The following is an 18,445-nucleotide window of genomic DNA, read 5'->3' on the forward strand; positions in this document are numbered from 1 at the left end:
GCCATTAAAAAACGCCATCTTCGCAGATGGCGTTTCCCCGGGGTTGGCAAATTCAGAATGGGCTCACACGCCCCAGACCTTCCATTTGGGACGCGTCGACTTCAGGCCGGCTTCCACCTGCGCGAAAAGACCCCGGGTGACACCCTTGTCACCCTCGAGCGCACGAGCCTTTTCGAACCAGGCAAGCGCCGTTTCGCGCTGCGCCATGCCTACGGCGGCCCGTACCGCCGTCAGCCAGGTTCTGGCATCCCAGTCATCCCGCGCGGCGAACGCAAGCTGAAAATCGGTCAGCGCTTCGGGAAAGCGCGCCAGGTCGACTAGCAACGCGGCCCGCTGCACGCGTGCCTGAGCCTGGCCCCGGCCATCGCGCTCGCCAAGCTGCACGGCTTGCTCCAGCAGCGGCAGCGCGCGGTCGTTGTCGCCAAGGTCACGCCAGATCTGGCCGAATCGACTGCATAGCCACGCGTCTTCGACCAGCATCGAGCGGCGCTCCAGCGCTTCGAGTTCGGCGCGCGCATCAGCACGGTCATGCTCGTCCATCGCCGCCATACCGGACTGGAGCAGCCCGGCATAGTGGGCGCGCGCGTGCGCCATGGCATGGGCGCCCTCGCTGCGCGCTTCCACCGGCAGTGCGTCGAGACGCGCATCCATATGCGAGATGGCCGCGCTGGCAGACTCGGTAGCCTCGCGGCCGCCAATCGCCGCCAAGGCCGCCACCAGACGGCTGAACACCCAGCTCACGTTGCCGGGATTGCGTTCCACCGGGTAGCGGTTCATGACTTCGCCGGCCAGGTCGACCACTTGCTGATGCTGGCCTGCCGCCGCGTGCGTGTCGAGCAGGTCGATCCAGTGGTCGATGAAATCGCTCGCCGCCATACCCTTGCGGTGCAACGCCAGCTTTTCCTCCAGATGCGCCTCGTCGGCAGGCAGCAGACGCGCCAGCAGACGGCACAGCAGCGAATAGAGATGAGGATCGGCATTGCCGCCGTGGCCGCGTGGGTCGCCTTCGCCTGTGGAAAAGTACGACTCAAAGCAAGCCAGGCCCTTGCGGCAGGCGGCCTCTAGCAGCGGCCTGAGCGTGGCCTGCGACGCCGGCACCTCGTCGATGAAGGCACCGAGTGCGCTGGCCGCATGGAAATACAGCGCGCCGTCGTCGGCGTCGGCCGTCAGCGCGAAGCCGGTCCATGCGGGTTGCGGCGCAGGCGCATTGGCCGGTGCGGCCGCGTTGAGCTGGTTGCGCAAGGTCAACACGCGTACCTGTGTCAGCGGATCGGCCTCCTGACGCAGATAGGTATCCATGTCATCGAGCGCACCCGCCGGATCACTGCCCAGACGCAGTGGCGCGCGCAAACGGCGTGCCTCGGGGTGGTCGGCTTGCTCGGCCAGCACTCGTTCGGCCTGCATGGCAGCGAGCGCATCGCCCTCGGGCGGTGTCAGATCGAGCAGTTCGGGGGAATCCAGCGCGATACGTCCCAGGCAAACGCGCAGCAGCGGCTCGCCCAGTTGCCCGGCGGCATCGCAACGCGCCACGTAGTCCTGCACCAGCGGGAGAATGTCACCCGCGCCCAGGTCCGGCGCGCGATAGAGCAGATCGTGCCAATAGCGGCCCGCCAGGGCGAAGTCATTGAGGCGGAGCGCGACGAAGCCGGCATAGAAATGCGCCGCCCATTCGCCTGTGGCCAGCCCGTTGCGGCGCGCCGCTTCATGCATCCACGGCTGCGCCTCGGTATCACGCCCTTCGCGCATCAGCAGCGTGCCGTAGATATGGGCCAGCGCGCCACGTGACGCCCAGCGGTGCACTGGCGCCAGCGACAGCGAAGGCAGGCGTTCCATCGCCTCGTCCAGCGCGGCCAGCGCGCCAGGCACATCGTCGCGATCGGCATGCAGTTGCGCGCGCAGCGCTGCATAGTCCACCACCTCAGGGTGTGCCTCCCAGAGCTGGTCGGCCACCTGCAGCGCCTCGTCGTGGCGCCCGGCATTGGCTAGCGCGATCGCGTGCTCGTAACGGACATCCTGCACGGTCGGTTCCTTCTCAAGAATTCAGCAAAAGCGGAATTATGCGCTAACCGCGGGAATCACCCGGGAAAGAACAGCGGGGATTTCGGGCCGGTTCCCGCCGCCCAACAAAAAACGCCACCACGGGCCGGGCCCGGGTGGCGTCTGGTATCGCGCGGCGCGCTGGGCGGAGGAAAGCCGTCCGGCGCGCCGATGCGGGCTGGCTTACTTGCCGCCCACGGTCTGCAGCACGGTCCACTTGCCGTCAGCCACCTTGTAGACGGTGATGCCGCCGTCCTTCAGGTCGCCGCGGGCATCGTAGGCCAGCGTCTTGGTGGTCACGCCCTGCATGTTGGTCGCAGCCAGCACCGGCAGGTAGCGCGCCGGATCGGCCGAGCCGGCCTTGATCATGGCCGTCATCATCGCGGTGGCGCCGTCATAGGCATACGGCGAGTAGGTCTGCACCTTCGAGCCGAAGCGCTTCTCGTACTTCTTCTCATAGGCCACGCCACCCGGCATCTGGTCCAGCGGCAGGCCGGCCAGCGACACCACGGTGCCATCGGCTGCCGGGCCGGCCAGCTTCAGGAAGTTGTCGGTCTTGGACATTTCGCCCGACACCAGCGGCGCCTTCATGCCCAGTTCCTTCACCTGCTTGGCCATCGGGGCCGACTGCGTCTCGGCGCCGCCGTAGAAGATGATGTCCGGGTTGGCGCGCTTGATGTTGGTCAGCACGGCCTTGAAGTCCACGGCCTTGTCGTTCGTGAACTCACGGCGGACGATCTTGCCGCCAGCGGCCTTGGCCGCCTTCTCGAACTCGTCGGCCAGACCCTGGCCGTAGGCCGTGCGGTCATCGACGATGGCGATGTTCTTGGCGCCGAGCTTCTTCACCACGAAGGCGCCGATCACCGAACCCTGCTGGGTGTCGGACGTCATCATGCGGAACGTGGTCTTGAAGCCCTGGCGGGTGTACTCAGGCGCCGTGGCCATGGCGATCTGCGGAATGCCGGCGCGGTTGTAGACCATCGACGCCGGGATGCTGGTGCCCGAGTTGAAGTGGCCGAGCATGCCCTGGATGCCCGCGTCCACGAGCTTCTGCGCCACTACGGAACCGGTCTTCGGGTCGGCTTGGTCGTCCTCGGAGACCAGCACGAACTTGACGTCCTTGCCGCCAATCTTGGGCTTGGTGGCGTTCATGTCCTCGATGGCGAGGACGATACCGTTCTGCATGTCCTTGCCATACTGCGCCTGGCCACCGGTCATCGGGCCGGCAAAGCCCAGCTTGATTTCCTGCGCCTGGGCAAATGCGGCCGAGGCGGCGGTCAGGCCGGCTACGGCCATGGCAACGGTCATCGCCGTCTTGCGGAATGTCGAGCTCATCAGTTCTCCTTGGGTCCCATAGGGTGCCATATGGTGCCGGTGTCGGCATGTTCGCGGACCGGCGTTGGCAGCACCGCTCCGTTCCTGGGTTGCGACGGGGTCGGGATCACCGGCCCCCGCCGCGCACTGCGACGCGCCACGGTCGAGGCCTGCCTCAGCCGATCGTCATCAAACTTGCATTGCCGCCCGCGGCCGCCGTATTGACGGACAGCGAACGTTCGATCAACAAACGCTCCAGAGCGATATTCGGTTCACCGTGCGCAAGGCCCTGCACGCCGACGATCGGACCAGTGCGGGTGGCCACCTGCTCGCAAACCGTGCGAAGCTGGTCGGAATCGCCGTGGTGCAGCACGGCATCGAATGCCGTATCCGTCGACGTCCAGTCGGAAACCATGCGGACGCGCGATTGTACTGCGGCGGGAAGCCTTTCAGACAGGGCCCTGGTCTGCGCTGTGTCAACGCACAACGCCTCGCTGCCGACGGCCAGCACGGCGGCCAGTTGCAGCACCAGATCGGACTCCTGCTGGGCGAGGCAAAGCACACGCTCGCGCGGCAGCAGCGAGTAGGTGTTGCGCTCGCCGGTAGGACCCGGCAGCGTCACACCGAGCCCCGACGGCGATGCCGCGGCCAGGCGATCGCAGGCCTCGGCCACCTCGGGCAGCGACGCCTGCGCCCAGGCCTTCAGCGCGGCCAGTTCGGGCGACACCGGCGCGGCGGCCACGCCACCAGTCGCATCCGACGCACGCACGGCGCGCGCCACGGCATCCTGCGGGCAGACCGACAGCAGCCGGTGCAGATAGAGTGGCCCTCCCGCCTTCGGCCCCGTGCCGGACAGCCCTTCGCCACCGAATGGCTGCACGCCCACCACGGCGCCGACGACATTCCGGTTCACATAGAGATTGCCCACATCCGCGCGGTCGACGATGTGCGCGATCGTCTCGTCGATCCGCGTGTGGACGCCGAGCGTCAGGCCATACCCAGTGCCATTGATCTGGTCGATCAGCTTGTCCAGCGCGGTTCGCGGGAAGCGCACCACATGCAACACCGGACCGAACACCTCCCGCTTCAGCTCCGCGATCGAATCGAGTTCGATCAGCGTCGGCGGCACGAACGTGCCATGGCGGCAGGCCGGCGTGTCCGCCGCGCCCGGGTCGGCCTGGTGCACACGACGGCCCTTGGCCCGCATCGCTTCGATATGGCGCAGGATATTGCCGCGCGCTTCCTCGTCGATCACAGGACCAACGTCAGTGGAGAGGCGATCCGGGTTGCCCAGCGTCAACTCACCCATCGCACCCTTGAGCATTTCCAGGATGCGGTCGGCCACGTCTTCCTGCAGGCACAGCACGCGCAGCGCCGAACAGCGCTGGCCGGCCGAATCGAAGGCCGAAGTCACCACGTCGCCCACCACCTGCTCGGCCAGCGCCGAGGAATCGACGATCATCGCGTTCTGCCCGCCCGTCTCGGCGATCAGCGGAATCGGACGGCCCGCGGCATCGAGACGGCTCGCCACGTTGCGTTGCAGGAGGCGGGCAACTTCGGTCGAGCCGGTGAACATCACGCCCTTGACCCGGGCGTCGCCTACCAGCGCCGCGCCGACGGTCTCGCCCCGGCCCGGCAGCAATTGCACCGCGGCTGCGGGCACACCGGCGTCGCGCAGCAGACGCACGGCGGCGGCGGCGATCAGCGGCGTCTGTTCGGCCGGCTTGGCCAGCACCGGATTCCCGGCTGCCAGCGCGGCGGCCACCTGGCCGGTGAAGATCGCCAGCGGGAAATTCCACGGGCTGATGCAGACCACCGGACCAAGGGGGCGATGGGTATCGTTCGAGAACGACGCGCGGACCTGCACCGCGTAGTAGCGCAGGAAGTCGACCGCCTCGCGCACTTCGGCGATGGCGTTCGAAAACGTCTTGCCGGCCTCGCGCATGATGATGCCCATCAGCGACTGCATCTGGGCTTCCATCAGATCGGCGGCGCGTTCCAGCGCGGCGGCACGCACTTCGGGCGGCGTGGCCTGCCAGATCGGCGCCACGTTGACGGCGGCCACAAGCGCGGCTTCGGTCTCAGCCGGCGTTGCCTCGCTGACCTGCCCCACTACGTCGCGACGATCCGCCGGATTCAGTACCGGCTCGGACGTGGCATCCGTGCCCGCCACTGCGGCGCCGAGCAGCGGTTCCGCGCGCGGCGTCTCGCTGGTGCCGGCCAGCAGTGCGGACGACAGCGACGCCAACCGATGTTCATTCGACAGGTCGATGCCGGCCGAATTGGCGCGCGATTTGCCATACAGCGCGCGCGGCTGCGGGATACGCGGATGCGGCAGGCCAAGCACGCCCTCTGTCTTGTGCATGGTTTCGACCACGGCCACCGGGTCAGCGACGAGATCGTCGAGCGCGATCGTCTCGTCGGCGATCCGGTTCACGAACGAGGTGTTGGCGCCGTTCTCGAGCAGGCGGCGCACCAGGTATGCCAGCAGCGTTTCGTGGGTGCCGACCGGCGCGTAGATCCGGCACGGCCGGTTGAATTTGCCATCCGCCACCGGGCCGACCACCTGGTCGTACAGCGGCTCGCCCATGCCATGCAGGCACTGGAATTCGTACTGGCCGGGGTAATAGTTCTGGCCGGCGATCTGGTAGATGGCTGCCAGCGTGTGGGCGTTGTGGGTGGCGAACTGTGGATAAATCGCGTCGGGCACCGACAGCAGCTTGCGGGCGCAGGCCACATACGACACATCGGTGTAGACCTTGCGCGTGTAGACCGGGTAGCCCTCCAGGCCGTCGACCTGGGCGCGCTTGATCTCGCTGTCCCAGTACGCACCCTTGACCAGGCGGATCATCAGGCGATGCCGGCTACGGCGCGCCAGGTCGATCAGATAATCGATCACGAACGGGCAGCGCTTCTGATAGCCCTGCACCACGAAGCCGATGCCGTTCCAACCGGCCAGCTCCGGCTCGAAGCAGAGCCGCTCAAGCAGGTCGAGCGAGATTTCCAGGCGGTCCGCTTCCTCGGCGTCGATGTTGATACCGATGTCGTACTGGCGGGCCAGCATCGTCAGGCTCTTCAGGCGACCGTAGAGTTCGGTGATCACGCGCTCGTGCTGCGCGCGGCTGTAGCGCGGGTGCAGCGCGGATAGCTTGATCGAGATGCCTGGGCCTTCGTAGATGCCACGGCCGCGCGAAGCCTGCCCGATCGCGTGGATCGCCTGCTCGTAGGACGCCAGGTAGCGCTGGGCATCGGCCTCGGTCATCGCCGCTTCGCCGAGCATGTCATACGAGTAACGGAAGCCCTCTTCCTCGTACTTGCGCGCGTTGGCCAGCGCCTCGGAGATTGTTTCGCCAGTCACGAACTGCTCGCCCATCAGGCGCATCGCCATGTCCACGCCCTTGCGGATCAACGGCTCGCCGCCCTTGCCGATGATGCGCGTCAGCGCCTTCGACAGTCCGGCTTCGGTGTGCGTGGCCACCAGCCGGCCGGTCAGCAGCAGGCCCCAGGTGGCAGCGTTGACGAACAGCGACGGGCTCTGGCCCAGATGTGATTGCCAGTTGGCGCCGCTGATCTTGTCGCGGATCAGCGCATCGCGCGTGGCCTTGTCGGGGATGCGCAGCAGCGCTTCGGCCAGGCACATCAGCGCCACGCCTTCCTGCGACGACAACGAGAACTCCTGGATCAGCCCCTGCACCAGCCCCTCGCGTCCGCTGCCTACTTTCTGCTCACGCAGCCGGGCCGCCAGGGCTCGCGCCATCTTGATGGCGGCATCGGCCTGCGCCTGCGGCAGGCGCGCCTGCTCCAGCAGCACCGGCACACATTCGGTTTCCGGACGGCGGTAGGCGGACGTGATGGCCGCGCGCAGTACCGACTGAGGCTGGACGCTCTGCGCGAATTCGAGGAAAGGTTGCGGCGCGGCATCGGCCTGCGTCGCGTCGCCAGCATCGGCGCCATCGGTATCTGCAGTCGCGCCGGCACCAGCTTCATGGGGCAGATGGCCGCGTTCCACCTGTTCCAGGTACGTGAAGATGGCCTGCTTGATCAGCCAGTGCGGGGTGCGGTCGATGGACTGGGCAACGCGCTTCAGGCGTTCGCGCGATGCGTCGTCGAGCTTGACGCCGAGGGTGGTGGTGGCCATGTGATCGGTTCTCCAGCGAATCTTGGAATATCGGTTGGCTGCACCGGCGATACGCACGTGTGCGTACCCGCCAGATAGCCGGACTGGCGCGATCTTACTCTCGGAGAATTACGGGGTGCAACCTAGTGCAACCCCTAAGCTCACTTGCGGACAAAAGGTTGCACTTTCGCAACTTCCCGGCGTGGCGACTGCTCCGCTCAAATGCGTAGCGGATCGATTTCCAATTGCCAACGCACCCCTTTGACACGTGTCGCGGCATCATCGAAAGTCCGTACCCACTCACTGACAAACCGTTGCAATAACGGACGGGAGCCGGCTTCGACGAGCATCTGGGCGCGCTCTTTGTTGAACAGGCGCACCATCGACATCGGCACCGGGTCATGCAGTTGCACTTCGGCTGCCATCGGACTGGCATCCGCGCACGCGCGAGCGGCCTGCAGGAAGGCAAGCGCGCGCTCGAGCTGCGCGTGCTCGGCCGTCACCAGCACCTGGTAGGCATATGGGGGCAACCCGGCCTGCCGGCGCTCTCGCAACTGGCTGGCTGCGAATCCATCATAGTCATGGCGAACCAAAGCCTGCAATGCGGGGGCATCTGGATAGCGGGTCTGGATCAACACTTCGCCGCCCAGCCCTGCCCTGCCGGCGCGGCCAGACACCTGCATCAGCGACGCGAACAGGTGCTCGGCCGCGCGGAAATCGTGACTGAACATGGCGGCATCAGGGTGGACGATGCCCACCAGCGTGACACGCTGGAAGTCGTGTCCCTTGGCCACCATCTGCGTGCCCACCAGGATGTCGACCTCGCCGGCATGGACCTCGTCGAGCATGGCCTGCGCACTGCCCTTGCGCCGCGTGGAATCCGCGTCGATCCGGGCGATGCGTGCCTGTGGAAAACGTGCGGCCAGCGCTTCCTCGATCCGCTGCGTGCCCCGGCCAAGCGGTGCGATGTCGACATTGCCGCAGTCGGGGCAATGATGCGGCACGGGCGCCTCAAGCCCGCAATGGTGGCAGCGCAACCGCCGCTCCGGGCGATGCAGCACCAGGTACGCCGAGCATCGCGGGCAGCCCGAGAGCCAGCCGCAACTGTCGCAGGCCAGGACTGGCGCGTAGCCCCGCCGGTTCAGGAACAACAGGCTCTGCTGACCCCGATCCAGCCGCTGCTGGATGGCATCGAGCAGCGGCACCGACAGCCCTTCATAGAGCGTGCGCTGACGCTGGCGTTCATGGTTCAGGTCGATCAGCCTGACCGTGGGCAGTGCGGCATCCGCCTGGGCGCGATCCCGCAGCACCAGCTTGCGATAGGCGCCCTGCTCCGCCCGGTACCAGGACTCCATGGACGGTGTGGCCGAGCCAAGCACTACCGGGATGCCTAACTGGTTGGCTCGCCACACGGCCAGATCGCGTGCCGAGTACCGCAGGCCTTCCTGCTGCTTGTAGGAGGTGTCGTGCTCTTCATCGACCACGATCAGTTTCAGGTTCGGCACGGATGCCATGACGGCCATGCGTGTGCCGAGCACGATACGCGCCTCGCCGCGATGCGCTGCCAGCCACTGGAGGCTGCGCTCCTGATCGGCCAGTCCACTATGCAGGACGGCCAGTGGCTGGTCAGGAAAGCGCTCGGCGATACGCGCCTGCAGTTGGGGCGTGAGGTTGATCTCGGGGACCAGCATCAATACCTGGGCGGCTGGGTCCTCGTCCAATCGCGCGGCGATGGCGTGGAGATAGACTTCCGTCTTGCCGCTGCCGGTCACCCCGTGGAGCAGGAAGGCGGCATAGCCTTCGGCGGCGGTGATGGCATCCACGGCCGCACGCTGCTCGTCATGGAGCGTCGGGGCGACAGATGGTACCTGCGTGGGGGCTTTATCGAGCAGCGGACGGTCTGCATGGGTGCTTTGGATACAACCAGCGGCCTCCCACTCGGCCAGGCGTGCCGGGGCCGCCGTGCAAAGCTCGCGGGCTTCTGCAAGGCGCAACCCATCAGGCGCCGCAATCAACGCTTCAGCCAGCGCCCGCACGGTTCGTGCGCGCGACGGCGCTGCCGCCAGCAAGGCTTCTGACTGCGCCGGGCGTACCCGGTACTGCGTGGTTCGGGCGCGTTGTTCCAGCCGTTCCCACGTCTGCGGATCGCGCAGCGACGGCGGCAGCGCGGGCAGCATCACTTCGCCCAGACAGCGGTGGTAGTAGCGCGCGGCAAAACGGGCAAGGCCGATCCACGCGGCGTTGAGCGGTGGCATCCACGTCAGATGGCCCGTCACCGGCCTCAGGCGGTCTGCGGGTACCTCGGTGTTGTCGGGTCGATCGAGCACGACCCCCATGACATGGCGCTTGCCAAATGGCACGACCACGAGCTCGCCCGGCATCACCGCGGCATCCGCCAGATAGTCGAAGTAGTCGTCAGCGGGGGTATCCAATGCGACGCGCACGAGGCCCGCCGCAGCCTCAGCGGATGCGGGCTGTAACGCAGTATCCACAGGCGCCGCCGCCGATGTCATTGACCAGCTCCAGCGTGGTGCAGTCCGGCTGCGCGATGGTTGTGCATGGCTGGCGTAACAGGATTTTCCGAACGGGTCTGTGTGCGGCGCAACATCAACTTAAAGTAAAACCTGAAATGTGACCCTAAGTCGATGATCCTTGGTGGCTTTTCCAAGGTATCTGTCACGCCTGTGGATAACTTTGTTGAAAAGTCGCGCCGAGTTCCCCGCAAGGCCCATGAATCAAGGCTTTCATCGACCTTACACGGTTCTTAAAGAAAGATTCAAAGCCTTATGAATCAATGGGTTGCAAACACCCCCCAACTGAGTTAAGGGGTTACCCCGTCTTGCGGTGCGGCAAACCTATCGGTGTGCATAAGTCAAGCCTTGACAGCAACCGCCCAGCACCTTTTTGGCGAAATAACGCAAATAGTTTACTTGACAGCTTATCGATAGCGACGACTGCGACACAGCGGCGCAGTCGGGTCGACGAATCGCTGCGCCGCGGGGAAAACGCCTGTTTCAGACGGCCGCTGCAACCTGCCCGGCGCGCAGCTTGCGGCTATGGTTGTGCACTTCGTCAACCAGGACCGAAACGTTCTCGGGCGGCGTGAACTGCGAAATGCCGTGGCCGAGGTTGAAGACGTGTCCATCGCTGCCACCGGCGGATGCGTAAGAGTCGAGCACGCCCCGTACCTGTTCGCGGATGGCCGATTCGGACGCGAACAGCACGGTCGGGTCGATATTGCCTTGCAGTGCCACGCGGCCTTCGGTCCGACGGCGAGCTTTCGCCAGGTTCACGGTCCAGTCGAGCCCGATCGCATCCGGGCCGATCCCGGCGATTTCCTCGAGCCAGATGCCGCCGCCCTTGGTGAATACGATCACTGGGATCTGCTGGCCGTCGTGCTCGCGCTTGAGGCCCTGAAGTACCTTGCGCATGTACGCTAGCGAGAAGGCCTGATACATGCCATCCGCCAGCGCGCCGCCCCAGGTGTCGAAAACCATCACGGCCTGGGCCCCGGCTTCGATCTGCGCGTTGAGGTACGCGGACACGGCGGTAGCATTGATGTCGAGAATGCGATGCATCAGGTCGGGCCGGGCGTACATCATCGCCTTGACGGTGCGGAAGTCGTCCGAGCCACCACCTTCGACCATATAGCAGGCCAGCGTCCACGGGCTGCCCGAGAAACCGATCAGCGGCACACGCTGACGGCCGTCCTGCACCAGCGCCTTGCGGATTTCGCTGACCGCATCGAACACGTATTGCAGCGACGCCATGTCCGGCACCGCGAGCTTGGCCACGTCGGCTTCCGTGCGCAACGGATGCGCAAAACGCGGGCCCTCGCCCTGCGCGAACGACAGGCCGAGGCCCATCGCATCGGGTACGGTGAGGATGTCCGAGAAGAGGATCGCGGCGTCGAGCGGGTAGCGGTCGAGCGGCTGCAGCGTCACCTCGGTGGCGTAGGCCGGGTTCTTGGCCAGGCCGAGGAAGCTGCCGGCGCGCGCGCGCGTGGCGTTGTACTCGGGCAGGTAGCGACCCGCCTGGCGCATGAGCCAGAGGGGTGTGTATTCAGTGGGTTGCCGGCGCAGCGCCCGCAGGAAGGTGTCGTTCTGCAATGCGGTCATGGTCATCCTCGTGAGACCGACATTCTAAGGGATGCCCGCACCCGCAAGCCCTATGGCGAGTGATATCCACACGAATGCTTGCGCTGGATCGGGCCTCAGCGGTCCTCGGCGGTCCTCAGAGGTCGTCGAACACACCTGTGAACGCCTCGGCGGCGCGGCGCATCCACTCCCGTGCGCGTGGTGCGTCCGGTTGCAGACGCGCAAAGCCATGTGTCATACCTGACGCCTCGATCGTGATCACCGGTGCATCGTGGCGCACGAGGAAGTTGGCGTAGGCCAGGCCGTCATCACGCAGCACGTCATTGGCCGCCACAAGCACGACGCTGGCGGGGGGCAACATGGCGGGCGGCGATGCCATCAGATGGATCCGGGGATCGTCCTGCTCGGCGCCCTTGGCCAGTTCTTCGGCGCCGATGAACTGCGTCCAGTACCACGCCATTTCGTCTCGGGTGAGACCAGGCCCGTTCGCGAACGCCCGATAGCTCTCGGTCGTGAGCAATGGCGCAGCCACGGGGTAGATCAGCAACTGCGCCTGGACGATATGCGCACGGCGCTGTTCGTTGACGACGCGGGCCGCTGCCGCAGCCAGATGCGCGCCTGCGCTGTCGCCAGCCACGGCGAGAAAATCTGGATGCACGCCAAGCGACTCGCGCGATGCAGCGAGCCATTGCACGGCTGCCACCGCATCGTCGCAAGGGGTTGGAAACGCGTATTCCGGGGCCAGCCTGTAGTCGACACTGGCAACGACGCACTGTGTGTCGGCTGCCAGCAGCGCCGCCACCGTGTGATGCGTTTCCGGCGAGCCGACGACCCAGCCACCACCGTGGAAATAGACAATCAGTCGAGGCTGCTCAACATTGGCGGGCCTGAACAAGCGCACCGTCAACGCCGCGCCGTCCACGGGGATCGCGAGATCGGTGACGGAGATCTCCTCGGTGTCCGGCTGTCGCGAGCGCGCGGCCACATCCTCGAAGCGCGAGCGCCGCGCTGCGGCATCCTCGGGAATGGGTTCGTTGGCGTACAGGTCCGCCATCTGGCGGTAGTAGCTGAGTAGCTGGGGGTCGATGGCCATCGGAAACTTCGAAAATCGCTTTGCTAACCGTTTCGAATCGTAACGCTGAATGCGCTGCCGAACACAAAATCAGAAACCCGATTTTTCTTATCCCCCGAATGTGGGGAACACGGCGTATTAATGGGCAGAAAACGTAATGCATTCAAGACACTAGCAAGTCTTCATTTTTGCACTTCCTGGCGCACATTATGACGGAACACGCGATGAAAACGCTTTCAAGCACGCCGCAAAGTGTTTAGAACGACGTATCCATACGCGGTCGCCTTTCAACTACTTGCAAAACGATACATTTTGTTACTGCCATGGCCAGAAGTTTCCCCCACAATGCATTGACAGACCGATGCTTGGTGTGAGGAGCCCCCCGCCGCTAAAGCATTGAAAAATATGGGGCGCTGAAGAAAGCCCCTCAGGTAGTGACCAGATTTATCCGGACCAACCCAGCAGACGTTGCAGGTTGATCCGGAAAACCAGGAAGACCGGCGCGCAAGTTGCGGAGAGAACACTCCGATGCGCGTGTAAGAGTAGCCTGGACCGAACCCGTTCCTTCGAATTGACCCCTCGAAGGGATTTTCCCGTCCGCGCGGAGCCTCCCCGGCCCGCGCGCTTTTTTTTGTGGTCCAGGCCACGAAATATAGCGCCCGTCAGATAAAAAAGGCAGCCCGCGGGCTGCCTTTTTTAGTGCCGCGCCAAAAATACAACAGCGCGGCAGTACGACTTAAATGCTTACTTCTTACGACGCAGGCGGGCGATTGCAGCAAGCTGCGCAGCGGCCACGGCCAGTTCGCTCTGGGCGCGCGCCAGATCCAGATCGCTGCTCTGATTCTGCAGCATTTCCTCGGCCGCGCGCTTGGCTTCGCTAGCCTTGGCTTCATCCAGATCCGTACCGCGAATCGCGGTATCGGCCAGCACAGTAACGTGCTGGGGCTGCACTTCAAGAATGCCGCCGGCAACGAACACGAACTCTTCGCCGCCGTCTTCCTTCTCGATGCGCACCGCGCCCGGCTGGATGCGGGTAATCAGCGGCGTGTGACCCGGCAGGATACCCAGTTCACCCGACTCGCCCGGCAGCGCCACGAACTTCGCCTGACCGGAGAAGATCGACGCTTCCGCGCTGACGACGTCTACAAGAATGGTTGCCATATTTGATCCTTTCTTCAGAAAGCGTTGGCTTCCCGAAATCAGGAAGCATGTGTCTCGCCCTCATGCTCGCGGCTGCCACGTACACCGGCTGACTTCGCCAGGACAGCCGCAACGGCGCATGAAGGCGAAAGACGCCGCTTACTGAAGCTTCTTGGCCTTCTCGAAGGCTTCGTCGATCGAGCCAACCATGTAGAACGCCTGCTCGGGCAGGTGATCGCACTCGCCATCCACCAGCATCTTGAAACCACGGATGGTTTCCTTCAGCGGCACGTACTTGCCCGGCGAACCCGTGAACACTTCGGCCACGTGGAACGGCTGGGACAGGAAACGCTGGATCTTACGCGCACGCGACACGGCGAGCTTGTCTTCCGGCGACAGTTCGTCCATGCCCAGAATCGCGATGATGTCGCGCAGTTCCTTGTAGCGCTGCAGGGTCTGCTGAACGCGGCGGGCCACTTCATAGTGTTCCGTACCCACGACTTGCGGATCCAGCTGGCGCGAGGTCGAGTCGAGCGGGTCGACGGCGGGGTAGATACCCAGCGCGGCGATGTCACGCGACAGCACGACGGTCGAGTCCAGGTGCAGGAAGGTGGTAGCCGGCGACGGGTCGGTCAAGTCATCCGCAGGCACGTACACGGCCTGGATCGACGTGATCGAGCCAGTCTTGGTCGACGTAATACGCTCCTGCAGCTTGCCCATTTCTTCAGCCAGCGTCGGCTGATAGCCCACGGCGGAAGGCATACGGCCCAGCAGTGCCGACACTTCGGTACCGGCCAGCGTGTAGCGGTAGATGTTGTCGACGAAGAACAGGATGTCGCGGCCTTCGTCACGGAAGCGCTCGGCCATCGTCAGGCCGGTCAGCGCCACGCGCAGACGGTTGCCCGGCGGCTCGTTCATCTGGCCGAACACCATGGCCACCTTGTCGAGCACGTTCGAGTCCTTCATTTCGTGGTAGAAGTCGTTCCCTTCACGGGTACGCTCGCCCACGCCGGCAAACACCGACAGACCGCTGTGCTGCTTGGCGATGTTGTTGATGAGTTCCATCATGTTCACGGTCTTGCCCACACCGGCGCCACCGAACAGACCCACCTTACCGCCCTTCGCGAACGGGCACACCAGGTCGATAACCTTGATGCCCGTTTCCAGCAGGTCAACCGATGGCGACAGTTCGTCGAACTTCGGTGCCTTCTGGTGAATCGCGCGCTTTTCGTCAGCTTCGATCGGACCAGCTTCGTCGATCGGGCGACCCAGCACGTCCATGATGCGGCCCAGCGTGCCGTGGCCCACCGGCACGGAGATGGGGGCGCCGGTGCTCATCACCGACATGCCACGGCGCAGGCCGTCCGACGAGCCCAGGGCAATGGTACGCACCACGCCGTCGCCGAGCTGTTGCTGCACTTCGAAGGTCAGACCCTTCTCGGCGAACGACTTGTCGTTGCCCTCTTCGAGCACGAGTGCGTCGTACACCTTCGGCATTGCGTCGCGCGGGAACTCGATGTCCACCACGGCGCCAATGCACTGCACAATATTTCCGATACTCATTTCGTATCTCCGATAGCTTGAATTCTTGACGCCTTAGACCGCAGCGGCACCGCTGACGATTTCCGACAGTTCCTTCGTAATCGCTGCCTGACGGGTCTTGTTGTAGACCAGTTGCAGTTCGCCGATCACGTTCTTGGCGTTGTCGGATGCAGCCTTCATGGCCACCATACGCGCGGATTGCTCCGACGCCATGTTCTCGGCCACGGCCTGGTACACCAGCGCTTCGACGTAGCGGACGAGCAGCTCTTCCACAACGGTCTGGGCGTCGGGCTCGTAGATGTAATCCCACGAGTAGGCGCGCTTTTCATCTTCGGTCTGGCTCAGCTTGTCCGCTGCCAGCGGCAGCAGTTGCTCGACCATCGGCTCCTGCTTCATCGTGTTGATGAACTTGGTATATGCCAAGTACACCGCGTCGACTTCGCCGTTGGTATAGGCGTCCAGCTGAACCTTGATCGCGCCGATCAGCTTTTCCAGATGCGGGGTGTCACCCAGCTGCACCACATGCGAGACCACCTTGGCGCCGATGCGGCCCAGGAACTGCATGCCCTTGGTACCGATGGCGGTCGCTTGCACGTTCACGCCCTGGCCCTGCAGGTCCTTCAGTTCGTTGGTCACCGCGCGCAGCACGTTGGTGTTCAGGCCACCGCACAGACCCTTGTCGGTCGTCACCACGATCATGCCGGCACGCTTGACGTCGCGTGCCACCATGAACGGATGCTTGAACTCGGGGTTGGCAGAGGCCAGGTGCGCCGCGATATTCCGCACTTTCTCGGCGTAGGGGCGGGCGTTGCGCATCCGTTCCTGCGCCTTGCGCATCTTGGATGCGGCGACCATCTCCATCGCCTTGGTGATCTTGCGCGTGTTTTGCACGCTCTTGATCTTGGTTCGAATCTCTTTCGTTCCGGCCATATCTTCCTCTCCACTCGTGCCGCGCCGCGCGCCTTACGGCGCGCCCGGCGCAACACATGGAATCACGCGGTTAGAACGCGGCGGACTTCCTGAAATCCTCGATCGCTGCACGCAGGGCGGCTTCGTCTTCCTTCGACAGATCCTTGGTATCTTCGATGCGGTTGACGAGGTCGGCGAACTTGGTCTTCAGGTGGTCGTGCAGGCCCTTCTCGAACGGCAGAATGTCCTTCACGTCGACGTTGTCGAGGAAGCCGTTGTTGGCGGCATACAGCGACGCGGCGAGTTGCCACACCTGCAGCGGCTGGTATTGCGGCTGCTTGAGCAGTTCGGTCACGCGGCGGCCGCGCTCGAGCTGCTTGCGGGTAGCGTCGTCCAGGTCCGAAGCAAACTGCGCGAACGCAGCCAGTTCACGGTACTGGGCCAGGTCGGTACGGATACCACCGGAGAGCTTCTTGATGACCTTGGTCTGCGCTGCACCACCCACACGCGACACCGAAATACCGGCGTTGATAGCGGGGCGGATACCGGCGTTGAACAGGTCGGTTTCCAGGAAGATCTGACCGTCGGTAATCGAGATCACGTTGGTCGGCACGAATGCGGACACGTCACCGGCCTGCGTTTCGATCACGGGCAGCGCGGTCAGCGAACCGGTCTTGCCGGTAACGGCGCCGTTCGTGAACTTGGCCACGTAGTCTTCGTTCACGCGGGCAGCGCGCTCGAGCAGACGCGAGTGCAGGTAGAACACGTCGCCAGGGTAGGCTTCGCGGCCCGGCGGGCGGCGCAGCAGCAGCGACACCTGACGGTAGGCCCAGGCCTGCTTGGTCAGATCGTCATAAACGATCAGCGCGTCTTCACCGCGGTCGCGGAAGTATTCGCCCATCGTGCAGCCGGCGTAGGCAGCCAGGTACTGCATGGCGGCCGAGTCCGAAGCCGTTGCGGCCACGACGATCGTGTACTCCATGGCGCCGTGCTCTTCCAGCTTGCGCACCACGTTGGAGATCGTCGAAGCCTTCTGGCCGATTGCCACGTACACGCAGAAGACGCCCTTGCCCTTCTGGTTGATGATCGAGTCAACGGCCACGGCGGTCTTGCCCGTCTGGCGGTCGCCAATGATCAGCTCACGCTGGCCACGGCCAATCGGCACCATCGCGTCGATCGACTTCAGACCGGTCTGCACCGGCTGGCTCACCGACTGACGCGCAATCACGCCCGGAGCGACCTTCTCGATCACGTCCGTTTCCTTGGCGTTGATCGGGCCCTTGCCGTCGATCGGCTGACCCAGCGTGTTCACCACGCGGCCCAGCAGTTCCTTGCCAACCGGCACTTCCAGAATGCGGCCGGTGCACTTGACCGTATCGCCTTCCGAAATGTGTTCGTACTCACCCAGAACCACGGCACCCACCGAGTCGCGCTCGAGGTTCAGTGCCAGGCCGTAGGTGTTACCCGGGAATTCCAGCATCTCGCCCTGCATCACGCCAGACAGGCCGTGCACGCGGCAGATACCATCGGTCACGGAAATTACCGTGCCGGTGTTGCGCACTTCAGCGTCGGCGCCAAGACCCGAGATGCGGGACTTGATCAGCTCGCTGATTTCTGAGGGGTTCAGTTGCATCACAATGCTCCTAATTCTTCAATCCGTCGGCCGTTGCGGTCAGGCGGTCAGCGCGGCTTGCATGGCAGCCAGACGCGAGCGCACGGAGGTGTCGAGCACTTCGTCACCGACCTTGACGCTTACGCCACCGATCAGCGACGGGTCCACCGCCACCTTTGCGTACAGCTTGCGGCCGAACTTGCGTTCGAGTGCGGCGACCAGTTCGTTCGTCTGCGAGGCGTCCAGCGGGAATGCACTGGTGATCTCGACGTCGGACGAGCCCTCGCGGGCGTTCTTGAGCGCATGGAACTGTTCGGCAATTTCCGGCAACGCTGTCAGGCGGCTGTTTTCCACCAGCAGCTTCACGAAGCGGCGAGCTTCGTCGTTGACCGGGCTCTTAAGCACCGACAGGAACACTTCCTCGAGCTTGTCGCCGGAAATGTTCGGGTCGGTGGCGAGCGCCTGCATGTCGGGATTGGCGGCAACCTGCCCCATTTCCGACACCAGCTCGGACCATGCACCCAGGTTGCCTGCACCGGCTTCACTGGCGACGCGGAAGAGCGCCTCCGCGTAGGGACGGGCAATGGTTGCGGTTTCAGCCATGA

11 protein-coding genes are annotated in these 18,445 nt (G+C 64.4%); all 11 read right to left on the reverse strand.

Annotated features, from left to right (window positions below; all coding sequences use genetic code 11):
• Window positions 1-63 precede the first annotated feature (63 nt).
• The 11 genes from WD006_RS18165 to WD006_RS18215 all read right to left on the reverse strand — a co-directional run bounded on the left by WD006_RS18165 (window position 64) and on the right by WD006_RS18215 (window position 18,443).
• Window positions 64-2,019, reverse strand: coding sequence for a hypothetical protein (locus WD006_RS18165; protein ID WP_011517916.1), 1,956 nt, complete (start codon window positions 2,017-2,019; stop codon window positions 64-66).
• Window positions 2,020-2,220: 201 nt separating this feature from the next.
• On the reverse strand, window positions 2,221-3,372 hold the full coding sequence (locus WD006_RS18170; RefSeq protein WP_008647384.1) for a branched-chain amino acid ABC transporter substrate-binding protein: 1,152 nt from the start codon (window positions 3,370-3,372) through the stop codon (window positions 2,221-2,223).
• Between the two features lie 154 nt (window positions 3,373-3,526).
• The gene (gene putA / locus WD006_RS18175) at window positions 3,527-7,489 is read right to left on the reverse strand and encodes a trifunctional transcriptional regulator/proline dehydrogenase/L-glutamate gamma-semialdehyde dehydrogenase (RefSeq protein WP_011517917.1); all 3,963 of its coding nucleotides are present in this window, start codon (window positions 7,487-7,489) and stop codon (window positions 3,527-3,529) included.
• 197 nt (window positions 7,490-7,686) lie between these two features.
• The gene (locus WD006_RS18180) at window positions 7,687-9,981 is read right to left on the reverse strand and encodes a primosomal protein N' (protein WP_011517918.1); all 2,295 of its coding nucleotides are present in this window, start codon (window positions 9,979-9,981) and stop codon (window positions 7,687-7,689) included.
• Window positions 9,982-10,482: 501 nt separating this feature from the next.
• A complete protein-coding gene (gene hemE, locus WD006_RS18185) occupies window positions 10,483-11,586 on the reverse strand; it encodes a uroporphyrinogen decarboxylase (RefSeq protein ID WP_008650152.1) in 1,104 nt (367 codons plus the stop codon).
• Between the two features lie 115 nt (window positions 11,587-11,701).
• A complete protein-coding gene (locus tag WD006_RS18190) occupies window positions 11,702-12,658 on the reverse strand; it encodes an alpha/beta hydrolase (protein WP_011517920.1) in 957 nt (318 codons plus the stop codon).
• Between the two features lie 723 nt (window positions 12,659-13,381).
• Window positions 13,382-13,798, reverse strand: a complete 417-nt coding sequence (locus tag WD006_RS18195) for a F0F1 ATP synthase subunit epsilon (protein WP_011517921.1) — start codon at window positions 13,796-13,798, stop codon at window positions 13,382-13,384.
• A 138-nt stretch (window positions 13,799-13,936) separates the two neighbouring features.
• Complete coding sequence (gene atpD, locus WD006_RS18200) at window positions 13,937-15,340, reverse strand: F0F1 ATP synthase subunit beta (RefSeq protein WP_011517922.1); 1,404 nt, start codon at window positions 15,338-15,340, stop codon at window positions 13,937-13,939.
• Between the two features lie 33 nt (window positions 15,341-15,373).
• Window positions 15,374-16,249, reverse strand: coding sequence for a F0F1 ATP synthase subunit gamma (gene atpG / locus WD006_RS18205; protein ID WP_008650158.1), 876 nt, complete (start codon window positions 16,247-16,249; stop codon window positions 15,374-15,376).
• Between the two features lie 70 nt (window positions 16,250-16,319).
• Entirely contained in the window at window positions 16,320-17,861 is a 1,542-nt protein-coding gene (atpA, locus tag WD006_RS18210) for a F0F1 ATP synthase subunit alpha (protein ID WP_011517923.1), read from the reverse strand.
• Window positions 17,862-17,900: 39 nt separating this feature from the next.
• Window positions 17,901-18,443, reverse strand: coding sequence for a F0F1 ATP synthase subunit delta (locus tag WD006_RS18215; RefSeq protein WP_008650160.1), 543 nt, complete (start codon window positions 18,441-18,443; stop codon window positions 17,901-17,903).
• Window positions 18,444-18,445: the final 2 nt, after the last annotated feature.

Origin of the sequence: Cupriavidus sp. Met-2 (assembly GCF_049843575.1) — a bacterium.
Lineage (GTDB): Bacteria > Pseudomonadota > Gammaproteobacteria > Burkholderiales > Burkholderiaceae > Cupriavidus > Cupriavidus metallidurans.